Genomic DNA, 13,158 nt, shown 5'->3' on the forward strand with positions numbered 1-13,158 from the left:
AGACTAAGATTGAGGTAAGGTTTCTATACCTTCGATACGAGTGACAATACCATTGGCATCAAAGTAGACAATCAAATGCTGGCTGGCATTTTTGACATCTGTAATGCCTTTGCGCTCGCCTTCTGTACCTGCTTGGTAGTCGTAGATATAATCCCAACGATTGGGGGCCAATGTGTCTTTGATAGCAGGACTGCCTAGTATGTACAATACTTGGTTTTGATTCATACCTACTTGTAGTTTTTGTGCTTGAGTTTGAGTGATTGGCGTACCTTGTGGTAAGTCAATTCTATAAACACTAAATAGTGAGCAACCCGATAGGGCGACAGTGACGCCAAGAGTTGCAGTAATCATAACTTTGCGCAGATTGGCTGAATAGTTAGATGATTGATGGCCAAGTGGAAAACGGTTTAATAGCTTTATCATGGTAAGATGGCTCACAAAAATGGGTTGGGCGCGGCTAAATACATCTCATGCAGGTCTTGCCGGCAATCTTGGACAAATGATACGTCATTTACTTGCAATTGCCTACCACTTACGACATTATTTACCAAATGCTACCTGATATACTCAGTAATTTATAGTGTCAATTCATAAGCTTATAGCTGCAATTTATCTCATTTTTATCATTACTTTTAAATGGGGACACGTCCTAACTACTAATTCGCTATAGCTATTTTTTAGTTTTTATTTGTTAAGACTTAACAGTCAGAAGGGATATTATGGCTTCTTTTACCAACCAAGATTTACGCAAAGCAGGATTAAAAGTAACTTTGCCGCGTATTAAAATCTTAGAGCTACTTGAGAGAGCAGAGCTGCATCATATGAGTGCAGAAGAGGTATACAAGGCGCTCATTGAGCAAGGCGAAGATGTGGGATTGGCAACAGTCTATCGAGTATTGACGCAGTTCGAGCAAGCAGGTATTGTCGAACGTCATAACTTTGAAAACAATTTGTCAGTGTTTGAAATTACTCAAGAAGAGCATCATGATCATCTGGTTTGTGATGTTTGTGGGAAGATTATTGAGTTTCACAATGAAGTCATTGAAGAAGAGCAGCTAAGGGTAGCAGCAGAACATGGCTTCAAACTGTCTGGGCACTCATTAGTGTTATATGGAATTTGCAATAATCAAGAATGCAAAGACAGTGCAAAATAATAAATAGATATGGATTTAACTAAAAAAACAGCTCTCAAATTGAGAGCTGTTTTTGTTTGTGTGATTGGTTTGTAACATCAATCACTGATTATTAGCTAATGTTTAAAGATAAACTGCTGGCGTTTTCTTCAATGTCTTTACTGCCATTTTTACTGTTTAGTTTGATCTTAAGACGTAAATCATTTGGTGAGTCAGCATGTTTAATCGCATCTTTGTAAGTAATGTCACCATTTTCATATAGATCGAACAAGGCCTGATCAAAGGTTTGCATACCGCTATCACGTGAGCGCGTCATTACCTCTTTGATTTCGTGTAGCTCCCCTTTACGGATATAGTCACTAATCAGCTGTGAGTTAAGCAACACTTCAATCGCTGCACGGTAGCCTTTACCGTCCGGAGTCTGGATAAGCTGCTGCGCGACAATGGCTTGTAAGTTGAGCGATAGATCCATAAATAATTGATTATGGCGATCGGCTTCAAAGAAGTGAATGATACGATCAATAGCTTGGTTGGCATTATTTGCGTGTAATGTTGCAAAAACCAAATGTCCTGTTTCAGCATATTGAATCGCATAGTCCATCACTTCACGGTTACGAATTTCACCAATAAGGATGACATCAGGCGCTTGGCGCAAGGTGTTTTTTAGCCCAGCTTCAAATGATAAAGTATCGACACCAACTTCACGCTGCGTAACGATACAGCCTTTATGCTGATGTACAAACTCAATGGGGTCTTCGATAGTAATAATATGACCATGAGAGTTTTGGTTACGATGACCGATCATAGAAGCAAGTGTGGTTGATTTACCTGTCCCTGTAGCACCGACTAATAAGATGATACCACGCTTTTTCATTGCCAACTCTTTTAGCGAAGGAGGCAGGCGCAGCTCTTCAACCGTTGGAATTTTGTTTTCGATTTTTCGTAAAACCATGCCTGCCATATCACGCTGCATAAAAGCACTAACTCGAAAACGTGCTAATTGTGATTTATCTGAGATAGCAAACTGACATTCATTGGTGTCTTCAAACTCTTTTTGCTGATTGTAGGTCATAAGACTTTTGACCAAAAGCAGAGTTTGCTCACCAGTTAATGGCGCTTGTCCTACAGGACAAATAGTGCCGTTTATTTTCATAGAAGGAGCGACGCCAGCTGTAATAAACAAATCAGAGCCGTTCTTTTTAACCATGAGTTGCAGTAATTTATCGAAGTCCATATCATATCCAAGTTAAAAGTGAGTTATCAAAGAATAAGTTGAAAGTATTGAAAATAACGTAAAAATAAATGAGTCGTACCAGTACTATATAAATGCTTCAGGCTGTTTGGCATAAGGACGAGCGACGTCTTTACTAATAGTGCCTTTGCTGACTAAGTTTTTGAGAGTTTGGTCAAGTGTAATCATGCCGTCACCAGCACCAGTCTGAATAGCAGAATACATCTGGGCAATCTTGTTTTCGCGTATGAGATTGCGAATGGCCGGTGTACCGAGCATAATTTCGTGAGCGGCAACACGTCCGCCTGTTTGCTTTGGTAATAAAGTCTGTGAAATAACGGCTTGTAGCGATTCAGATAACATTGCACGAATCATATCTTTTTCAGCAGCCGGAAAAACATCGATCACACGGTCAATTGTCTTCGCAGCAGAGCTAGTATGCAAAGTGCCAAACACCAAGTGACCAGTTTCGGCCGCGGTTAAAGCCAAACGAATGGTTTCGAGGTCGCGTAACTCACCAACCAAGATAACGTCTGGATCTTCTCGTAGTGCAGAGCGTAGAGCAGGCTCAAAACCTAACGTATCACGGTGGACTTCACGCTGGTTGATAAGACTTTTTTTTGATGCATGAACAAATTCGATAGGGTCTTCGATGGTTAAAATATGCTCTTTACGTGTATCATTGATATAGTCGATCATTGCCGCTAAAGTGGTAGATTTACCAGAACCAGTCGGCCCTGTTACTAGCACCACGCCACGTTTAAAGCTCGAAACTTGTTTGAATACATCACCCATTCCTAAGTCTTCTAAAGTGAGAACTTCTGAAGGAATGGTACGAAAGACAGCGCCAGCACCGCGGTTTTGATTAAAAGCATTTACCCGAAAGCGTGCTAGATTTGGAATCTCAAATGAGAAGTCAGTCTCAAAAAATTCCTCAAAGTCGGCACGCTGTTTATCATTCATAATGTCATAAATTAGCTGATGCACGGTTTGATGACTCATAACAGGCATATTAATACGTGTGATTTCGCCATCGGCTCGAATAACGGCGGGCATTCCAGCTGATAGATGTAGATCTGACGCTTTATGCTTCACAGTAAATCGCAGCAGATCTTCGATGCTTAAGTTGCTTTTTTCAGCCATGGTCGAACGTTCCTATCCAGCAGTACAGTAAAAAACAAGCAATAAAATGATTATATGTTGATATTGTTCTAAGTTTAATAATGTTATTAAGAAACTAATAACACTAGTCTTACTTTATTTACAGCTCATACTTACTCTAGCAGTGTAAGCGAGCTAAAGTAACAAATTAATAACAATAATAGTCAATTTCTATCATAAAAGAAACAGATTAAATGTAAATAATGACGATTAACGGCTTAATTTTCTTAAGAAAATTTTATCAAGCATTTTTAATTAAGGTTTTCAGTAACAATGAATATAACAGCAAGGGTAGGATATGAATGATAATCGTTTGATTGCGAACTGGCAGCAGGTTAACAAACAGATTACTAAAGCATGCGAACAGGCAAATGACTTAGTAAAGGAGCAAGAAGCAAGCACTAGACCAGCGTCCGATGTCACATTGCTTGCAGTTTCAAAAACCAAGCCCGCTGATATGATCGCTATATTGGCCGAGCAAGGACAACGGGATTTTGGTGAAAACTATCTGCAAGAAGCCGTTGAAAAAATCAAGGCTCTACAAGATCAACCTGATGCGGTCTCTATCGTATGGCATTATATTGGTCATATTCAGCGTAATAAGACTCGCGATATTGCCGAAAACTTCGATTGGGTACAAACGCTTGAGCGTGACATCATTGCAAAACGTCTAAACGATCAGCGTCCAGCAGACATGCCACCACTGAATGTGTTGATACAGCTTAATATAGATGATGAGGAGAGTAAGTCAGGCTGTCATCCTAAAGATTTGCCCGACTTACTAGCAGCTATTAAGGACTATGAGCGCTTACAATTACGCGGTTTGATGATTATTCCTGCCAAATCTGACACAGATGCTTTTAAACGCACCAAACTGTTATTTGAAAAGGTAAAGCGAGAATATCCAGAACTAAAAGCATGGGATACGCTTAGTATGGGTATGAGTAATGATATGACAGCCGCTATTGGCAACGGCTCCACGATGGTGCGCGTTGGCACAGCGATATTTGGTGCACGAGACTGACCTAAGATACTTGCTCTCTCACTATCCGTGTTTTGGATCGTACAACGTTATCTTAAAGAAAGGCTTTTATTGCAGATTTTTTATGCAGTTTCTTCAAGTTTGGTCACTAGCATCTGATTGATTTTTAATTTATCAGTATCTAGTATTTCAAACCGATAGTTGGCGTATTCAATGGTATCGGTTTTTTTGGGTATTTTTCGCAGCATATACATCATAAAACCACTGATGGTTTCGTAGTTTTGATTGCGCGGTAGGTTCACGATGTCTAAAGCACGGACCACATCTTCGATAGGAGTCATACCGTCAATCAACCAAGAGTTATCAGTACGCTGGACAATAGGTTGATCTTCTAAAGTAACAAGCTCGCCCATGACAATGCTCATCACGTCTTTAAGCGTAATGACGCCAACGACCATTGCATACTCATTGACGATGACAGCAAAGTCAGCACCAGTAGATTTGAACATCTCTAACACTTCAAACAAAGACAAAGTATCAGGAACGAAGAGGGCCGGCTTTAGTAATGCTTTATTGGTTAAACTAACCTCTTGCTGATTCAGGACTAATGCTAAAAAGCTACGAGATTCTACATAACCAACGATATTCTCTAAGTCATCATCGTTGCAAACCAAAAACTTATTGTGAGGTTGCTCGATCATGGTCTCGACCACTTTTTCGGTACTTGTTTTGGTATCGAAGTAGACGATATGTTCACGTGGATTCATCACCGAGGTGACTGTCCGCTCTTGCATCTCAAAGATATTTTCTATCAGATGATGCTCTTGCTTTTTTAACACGCCAGCTTCGGCCCCAGCATCCATAACGGCATAAATATCTTCTGGCGTCATATCATCTTGACGCGCAGTAGAGATACCAAGTACCTCAAAAATAACGTTTGCCGCACCATCAAATACCCAGATGATGGGTTTGAATACAAAAATCAAAAGCATCATTGGCCGTACGAGTCGCACGGCTATAATCTCAGTACTAGACATTGCCAAACGTCTGGGCATCAGGTCAGCCAGCAAAGAGAACAAGCTTGTAATCAAGACAAAAGAGACAATCGATGCTATGGCCTCATTATTAAACAAAAGATGTAAATAAGGGCTGATAGCTGATTCTCCCACTGCACCAGCTGAAATAGCGACGGCGTTTAAAACCACTTGTACCACAGTGATAAAGCTACCAGGATTGTCTTGCATGTGTAGGACATCAAGTGCTCGGACTTCTCCGTCTTTTGCCATGATTTGTAGTTTAATTTTGCGTCCAGCTGCGATGGCAATCTCGGCAGCAGAAACAAAAGCGCTTAGGGCAAGCAACAAAAGAAGGCAGATACTAGCGGTTAGCAAACTCATGAAGTACTCAAAGAAAGGTAGAAAGGTTTGGAAATATATAAAAGGGTAGCACTATAAGTCGTACTAAGTATGGTTTATACGTTGATAGAGTAGATATTGGATACATGCTATTACGTATATAAATAAAGCAAATAACCATACTAAGACTTCGTGTACTGCTAATAAAAAAGCTGGACAAGAAGTGCCCAGCTAATAATAAACATAATAATATAAAGGTATAATCAAAACCAAATAGTAAAACCAATAAACTTTTAGTTATCGATTGACCATTTATTGACCAATGGGTAACGACGCTCACGTCCAAAGGCTTTTTGACTGATCTTAGTACCAATCGGCGACTGACGACGTTTGTATTCGCTATTGTCCACCATTTTGATCGTTTTGGCGACCATCTCGGCATCAAAACCTTTATCAACGATTGCCTGATAACCCATATCTTCGTCGATATATAAGGTTAAGATACCATCTAACACATCATAATCAGGTAGGCTGTCTTGGTCTTTTTGATCAGGGCGTAGCTCAGCTGATGGCGGACGAGTGATGACCCGCTCAGGAATCACAGGTGTATCCTCCAAACGATTACGATAGCTTGCCAAGTTATAAACCTGTGATTTATAAACGTCTTTTAGTACATCAAAGCCGCCAGCCATGTCACCGTATAAAGTAGAGTAGCCGACGGCTAGCTCAGACTTATTGCCAGTCGTAATGACTAAATGACCAAACTTATTAGACAACGCCATCAAGATAACGCCGCGCGCACGTGCTTGGATATTTTCCTCAGTGGTATCAGCTGGTGACTTATTAAATAATGGCGCTAATGTATGGCGAATACCTTCGACAGCATCAAAGATAGGGCAGACTGTATAAGAGACATTTAGACGACGTGCTTGTGCTTGAGCGTCTTCTAAGCTTATCTTTGAAGTAAACTCATAAGGCATCATGACAGCATAGACTTTGTCTGCACCCAAAGCATCTACAGCGATACACAAAGTCAAGGCTGAATCGATACCGCCTGACAAGCCAACAAGTACGCCGCCAAATCCTGAATGTTTGACATAATCACGTAGTCCAACGACTAGTGCTTGGTACATCTCTGACTCACGGCTCAGTGTGAGTGGCGCTTTTTCTTGAGTGTCAAATTTGCCGCTATCAACGTTCAAGGTCGCCAGCATCAATTGATCTAAGAAACGCGAAGCTTCATGAGCGATAGAGCCATCGGCTTGGGCCACAATAGAACCACCATCGAATACCAAGTCATCTTGACCACCCACCGCATTCACATAAACAATTGGCACTTGATGCTCACGGCTACGCTGAGTCAGCATGGTCTTACGCATATCTTGCTTACCTATCTCAAATGGAGAAGCGTTGAGACTGATAATGATATCGACGCCTTGCTGTTTTAGATCTGCAATGGGTTCTTTTTCCCATAGATCTTCGCAGATAAGTAGCCCGATAGTGATGCCTTTATAATCAAACAACACTTGATTGCGGCCTTTATCAAAATAACGGCGCTCATCAAATACTCCATAATTAGGCAAAAACTGCTTATGATAAAAACCTTTTTGGTGACCATTATGCAAGATAGCGGCTGAGTTAAAGGTGCCATGATGATCAACATGTGGATAGCCGACAATCATAACAATATCTTGAATATCGCTCAAAGCCGATAATGCGCTTTTGATACGCCCAGACAAGCTTGGACGTAGCAGTAAATCCTGCGGAGGATAGCCCAATAAAGCCAGTTCTGGGAAGACAATAACATCAGCGCCTTGGTCACGCGCTTGAATGGCAAGTTGACGCATTTTGTCAGCATTGACGGATATATCCCCTACCAAGAAGTGTGATTGAGCTAAAGCGAAGGTAACATTATTTGAAGGTGCATTGGTCGTACTGGCAGGGTTTCCTGCCGTCAGATTAGAGTTATCAGTGTCTTTTGACATTGTTATTGTTCCTATAAGTATATCAATGAAAATTGGAGAGCTGTTATAAGCCCAAAATAAAGTATCTGTATCTATAGAACGGTGCTAGCAGTTATAGTCTGCTCAAGCATCTCGTCTCAATTATTAGACTGTATGCTAATGGTTTCAGATAAACAGTATTAATCAATCAATACTAAGAATCGATCTTATATGATCAACGATATTGACGCTTAGACAGAATATTGTCCGAAAAATCTACATAGTATTGTTAAAAATAAATTAATAGCTTTAGTATAACATCAATTTTATAGCCTACGAGAATGTAGCAGTGATTTACCTTTATAGATGACTACTCAGTTGTCTAAACGTTCAGGTCATAAATATCATCTGCTATAAATCTCATAAACGATAGTTTTTCGGTAAATAAAGAGGAAATTGTAAGTAAAAATTACAACACATCATTGTTTATTCATGGGACGTTATTGCATAATGATGGACGTTAATTAAGTTTTTTTACCAAGTTGATGATATTAGGTCAGCAAGGTTAATCAATAAATTATTTGTTGTTGTACATAAGTTATTAAGCTGTTAATAGGATATAGTTGACAGCATAAAGAACAAAAGCAGGAGTTTGAGAACCCTTAAACTTATTAAACAAAATTATGAAACAAAGCTTTTATATATGGATATAGTTTGTAGACTTCATCTATAAGCTGATGTCTACTCATTTACAGATTTTGCAGTAAAAGCTCGTTAAGTTTTTGCTGTCAATGCTTGGTTTAAAAGTTATGATTGAAAACTGGACAAAAGAAGTAGTCATTCAACGCCTGCTCGCTATCACATTATTGGTGATGTTATTTATACTGTGCTTTCAGGTAGTACAGTTTTTTATTGTACCAGCTTTATGGGCCGCGATTTTGGCCTACGTGACTTTTCCAATTTATACCTTTTTTCATGAAAAAGTCCGACTCAGTCCAGACTTTAGCGCTGGCATTATGACGGTAAGTATCTCGTTGATTATTGGAGTGCCACTGGTAATAGGGGTGTTTATTTTGCAACAAGAGGCGCTTAGTCTTTATAGCAACTTAATCTACCGTGTGAAGGTAGGCTACCTCGATGTACCCGATTATTTCAAAGATTTACCCGTTATCGGTCAGCAGATCAAAGATATATTATGGCAAATTAACAAAAACCCTGAAGGCACGCTTGAAGCTTTTCGTGCTTGGATTCAGTCGCATTTATACTATGGCAAAGTAGCCCTAGACGTGGTGCTCAGCACTTTAGCTAAGCTTGGTATGGCACTCATGACATTGTTTTTCTTCTATCGTGACGGGACTAGCTTGATACGTCAGATTCGCCAGGCCCTACGCAACGTCATTGGCAATCGAATCGACGGTTATATTGACTCGGTAGGTACAACGACACGCGCAGTGGTGTACGGCATCGGTCTGACAGCATTGGCGCAAGCGCTGCTTGCAGGCATTGGTTACTATTTTTCAGGGGCGCCAAGTCCTATCTTGTTAACTATTGTCACTTTTATGATTGCGTTAATCCCTTTTGGTACGCCGTTTGCGTGGGGCGCAGTGTCGTTTTGGCTACTGAGTCAAGGACATACAACAGAAGGTATAGGTTTAGCATTATGGGGTATCTTAGTCATTAGTTGGGTGGATAATTTGATTCGTCCAATTGTGATTAGTGGCGCGACCAAAATCCCTTTTATCATCATTTTTATCGGTGTATTAGGTGGTCTTACCGCATTTGGTTTTGTCGGTTTGTTTATTGGACCAGTAGTGCTAGCCATCGGACTTGCTGTATGGCGTGAATGGATATCTCAGCATAGAGATGAGATTTTTGCGCCAAAAGAGGTAACGTTAGTAGACAATCAGATGTTGTTAGACTTTGATGACCAAATAAAAAAGAATACAAAAAGTTGAATTGTTTGTCAGACAGTATTGCTACTTATCTAACAGTCTAATGGCGTATGCCAACATTATTTATCTATCATTAATCGAGGCGCTCATCTATGTCCAATGTTATAAGCACTGATTCTATGACATCTAAGGCTACTCACGATCTGACTATCATTGCTGATGGAAATATCGCGGGTCTTGAAGATTTTTTTAGTGAAAAGACTTTGGGTCAAGAGACTTATCGAACGGTCAATATCATCAAAGTCGCTGGACGAGATATCAATGCGAAGTTAGTTGCCGAGCTGCAACCAGATGTTTTATTAATCCGTTCTGTGACGCCAGTAGATGCAACTTTGTTAGCAGATAATCAAAGCGTTAAGTTTATCGGCTCAGCGACGATTGGCACTGACCATGTCGACCAAGGCTATTTAGCAGAGCGAAATATTACTTTTGCGAATGCAGCAGGCTGTAGCAAGCATTCGGTGGCGCAGTATGTATTGACGGCTATTTTAACCTTGCGCCCAGAGTACTGGCAGCAGCCATTGACGCCACCGATATTGGGTATTATCGGGCTTGGTAATATTGGCCGCATACTGGCGCAATACGCTACTGATCTTGGCTGGCAAGTATTGGGTTATGATCCGCTATTACCTGCATCGAATATCAATAATGCCAGCTTTGCGCAAGTCATTAGCAAAAGCGATGTTATTAGCTTACATGTACCATTGACTGACAAAAAAGCGAATAATAATCCAAGTGGTAGCGATTATCCTACGTGGCACCTAATTAATAAAACTGCGTTAGATGCCATGCCGTCAGAAACTTTGCTCATTAATAGTGCACGTGGACCAGTTATCGATTCAGCAGCATTACAAGCCGACATCGAGAATAATAAGCGCCAAGTAGTGCTCGATGTGTTTGAGCATGAGCCGCAAGTATCTGAACAGTTACTATCGAAACTGGCTATCGCCACACCGCATATCGCCGGTTATACCTTAGAAGGTAAGCTGCGCGGTACGCAGATGGTTTATGATGCATTATGTGAAGAATTTGCGGTCACGCCTACACAAGCTATGCAGCAGCTATTACCAGTCAATATGTATCTATGGTCTGAGCTTAAAGCTTACCCAGATAGGCTGGTGAAGTTTTATGACATCATACAAGATGATAGAGAGCTGCGCGAAAAAGTAACTAATGGACAGGTGAGTGGCGCGAACTTTGACCAGCTGCGTCGTGATTATCATTTGCGCCGTGAGTGGCAGTTTTAAATCCTAAAAATATTAAACTTAAAAACACGTTGATCAAACATATTGTTCATAAACCATGTTGGATAGTAATGAATCAGTCAATTAATACCTTTACCCATACTTCTAAGCCTACCTACGCCCCAACTATGACACTTGCAATGGCGCAAAAGCGCGCAAAACTGCTTAGTGATATCCGTCAGTTTTTCACAACGCGTCAAGTGCTTGAAGTACAGACGCCACTGCTATCGCAAGCAGGTAATACTGATACTTTTTTGCAATCAGTGGCTGCGCAAGTAACTTATCAAGATAGGCCACGTACTTATTATCTACATACTTCGCCTGAGTTTGCAATGAAGCGTCTTCTTGCCAGCTGGCAGGTGCCTATTTATCAGATTTGTTCTGTATTTCGCGATAATGAGATAGGGGCGCGGCATAATATTGAATTCACCATGCTTGAATGGTATCGGCCAGATTACAGCCTGACAGATTTGGCTGATGAGCTGGGACAATTGTTAGAGGCATTATATGGCTATCCGGTAGTTATGAATCATTATCGTTATGTCGATGCGTTTATGGACTTTGTAGGTATCCATCCTTTGACAGCCAGTATAGAAGCACTGGAAGCGGTCGCAGAAGATAAAGGTTTGACAGGTTTTGATTTCAGTACTGATATAGATAATAAAGAGGATAGTCGGCAAGGGTGGTTGGATTTACTATTCAGTCATGCTGTCGAGCCAAATCTAGGGCATGAGTTGCCGACGTTAATTATCGACTATCCACCTGCAACGGCGGCACTCGCTAAGACCGATTTAGACAAAGACGGCAATCTAGTTGCCAAACGCTTTGAGCTATATATCAATGGGATTGAGATTGCCAATGCCTATGATGAGCTGGCAGACGGGACAGCATTACAGCAGCGTTTTGAACAAGACAATCTATTGCGTCAGCGTCATGGCTTACCGAACATGCCTATCGATGAGCATCTGCTCGCTGCTTGCGATGACTTACCAGCGTGTAGCGGTATTGCGTTGGGTTTAGATAGGCTACTTATGGTGCTAACAGGAGCAACTAGCTTAGAAGAAGTCATTACTTTTCCAAGCGATTTAGCCTAGCACCAATTAGCCTAGATAATAAGTAGCCTTGCTGCTAGTTTGATATGTCACAATCCCTTTCGTTGCTCTAGCTTTTAATAATAAAATTATCTTATAAAGTGTTCCAAAGTTAAAGCGAGCAAACCTTGTGGCTTACTCGCTTTTTTATCGTTTGAACTATGGTAGCGTTGTGCTCCACTATAATTTTGCAATAGCATCACTAATAGCAGTGTCACCATTTTGCATACTAAAGACTTGCTTATTGTTATTATCGGCATTTAATACTGCAACTAACGTAGCGGCAACGTCCTCAATGGCATTTTCACCAGCCTCAGTACTGTTTACAGCGATTTTACCAGTACCTGTACGCTCTTTTAAAGCACCAGCCTGCACGATAGTGTAGTCGAGCGTACTGTTATTGACTAGCCACTGATCTGCGTAATGCTTGGCAATGTAATAGTCTTTTAATTCTGCGATGGCAGGGTTGTCCCATTTGCTGGTATCCAGTGAAAATACCGTACTTAGCATAATATAGCGCTTGATACCTTTGTCTTCTACAGCTTGTATGGTCTTGACTGCACCATGCAAATCAACTTCTAACACACCCTTACCGCCAGAACCTGCTACAAAATATACTGCTTCGATATCATCAGCAATTTGGTTTTGGATAGCATCTTTCTCTGCGGTAATATCCAAATCTAACTGCGTGTAATTATCATCATTAAAAAGTTTTTTATCTTGACGAGTAGTACCGACCACTTGATGGTTATCAGCTAATAACTGCTCAACCAGATCACTACCAACGCGACCACTTGCACCTATCACTAAAATTTTCATAATCTTTCCTATTTTGTTCGTATTGTCGTTATGTTATAAATTTTTATAATAAAAATACTTTTTATTCAAAGACTTCATATTAAATATAAGTATTAAAAGTAAGTACTAAAAACTGTATATACGGTAACAAGAATAGGTAGCACACTTCGTTATGAAGCGTGCCAGTTGCATAGTGTTTAGTTATAGAGTGTATACGGTTTGCAAGGAGAATGATTTGCAAGAGAAATGAGATGGGAAAATCTAAAAG

Annotated in this window: 11 protein-coding genes; 5 read left to right on the forward strand and 6 right to left on the reverse strand. The window is 40.5% G+C overall.

What is annotated here, in order from left to right; translation table 11 throughout:
- Positions 1-3: 3 nt before the first annotated feature.
- Positions 4-438, reverse strand: coding sequence for an outer membrane protein assembly factor BamE (locus BTV98_RS08775; RefSeq protein WP_082637948.1), 435 nt, complete (start codon positions 436-438; stop codon positions 4-6).
- Between the two features lie 281 nt (positions 439-719).
- Between BTV98_RS08775 and fur the strand changes: the two genes are divergently transcribed.
- Positions 720-1,154 (forward strand): ferric iron uptake transcriptional regulator, encoded by a 435-nt coding sequence (fur, locus tag BTV98_RS08780; protein WP_058368042.1) that lies wholly within the window; start codon positions 720-722, stop codon positions 1,152-1,154.
- 91 nt (positions 1,155-1,245) lie between these two features.
- Here fur and BTV98_RS08785 read toward each other — a convergent pair whose 3' ends face one another.
- On the reverse strand, positions 1,246-2,367 hold the full coding sequence (locus tag BTV98_RS08785; protein WP_075103420.1) for a PilT/PilU family type 4a pilus ATPase: 1,122 nt from the start codon (positions 2,365-2,367) through the stop codon (positions 1,246-1,248).
- A gap of 84 nt (positions 2,368-2,451) precedes the next feature.
- Complete coding sequence (locus BTV98_RS08790) at positions 2,452-3,507, reverse strand: type IV pilus twitching motility protein PilT (protein ID WP_058368044.1); 1,056 nt, start codon at positions 3,505-3,507, stop codon at positions 2,452-2,454.
- A gap of 316 nt (positions 3,508-3,823) precedes the next feature.
- On the opposite strand from BTV98_RS08790, the gene BTV98_RS08795 reads away from it, so the two are divergent.
- Positions 3,824-4,549, forward strand: a complete 726-nt coding sequence (locus tag BTV98_RS08795) for a YggS family pyridoxal phosphate-dependent enzyme (protein ID WP_058368045.1) — start codon at positions 3,824-3,826, stop codon at positions 4,547-4,549.
- Between the two features lie 80 nt (positions 4,550-4,629).
- Here the strand turns inward: BTV98_RS08795 and BTV98_RS08800 are convergent, their stop codons facing one another.
- Positions 4,630-5,904 carry a hemolysin family protein gene (locus BTV98_RS08800; RefSeq protein ID WP_058368046.1) on the reverse strand — a complete coding sequence of 425 codons (1,275 nt, stop codon included), beginning with the start codon at positions 5,902-5,904 and terminating at the stop codon, positions 4,630-4,632.
- Between the two features lie 251 nt (positions 5,905-6,155).
- On the reverse strand, positions 6,156-7,847 hold the full coding sequence (locus BTV98_RS08805) for an NAD+ synthase (protein ID WP_075103421.1): 1,692 nt from the start codon (positions 7,845-7,847) through the stop codon (positions 6,156-6,158).
- Positions 7,848-8,614: 767 nt separating this feature from the next.
- Between BTV98_RS08805 and BTV98_RS08810 the strand changes: the two genes are divergently transcribed.
- From BTV98_RS08810 to epmA, 3 genes are all read left to right on the forward strand, one after another.
- On the forward strand, positions 8,615-9,760 hold the full coding sequence (locus tag BTV98_RS08810) for an AI-2E family transporter (protein ID WP_058368057.1): 1,146 nt from the start codon (positions 8,615-8,617) through the stop codon (positions 9,758-9,760).
- A 116-nt stretch (positions 9,761-9,876) separates the two neighbouring features.
- On the forward strand, positions 9,877-11,004 hold the full coding sequence (locus BTV98_RS08815; protein WP_058368048.1) for a 4-phosphoerythronate dehydrogenase: 1,128 nt from the start codon (positions 9,877-9,879) through the stop codon (positions 11,002-11,004).
- A gap of 68 nt (positions 11,005-11,072) precedes the next feature.
- A complete protein-coding gene (epmA, locus tag BTV98_RS08820; RefSeq protein ID WP_058368049.1) occupies positions 11,073-12,095 on the forward strand; it encodes an EF-P lysine aminoacylase EpmA in 1,023 nt (340 codons plus the stop codon).
- A 177-nt stretch (positions 12,096-12,272) separates the two neighbouring features.
- On the opposite strand, the gene BTV98_RS08825 is transcribed toward epmA, so the two are convergent.
- A complete protein-coding gene (locus BTV98_RS08825) occupies positions 12,273-12,911 on the reverse strand; it encodes an NAD(P)H-binding protein (RefSeq protein WP_058368050.1) in 639 nt (212 codons plus the stop codon).
- Between the last annotated feature and the right edge of the window lie 247 nt (positions 12,912-13,158).

It is taken from the genome of Psychrobacter sp. Cmf 22.2 (assembly GCF_001921745.1).
Classification (GTDB): Bacteria; Pseudomonadota; Gammaproteobacteria; order Pseudomonadales; family Moraxellaceae; genus Psychrobacter.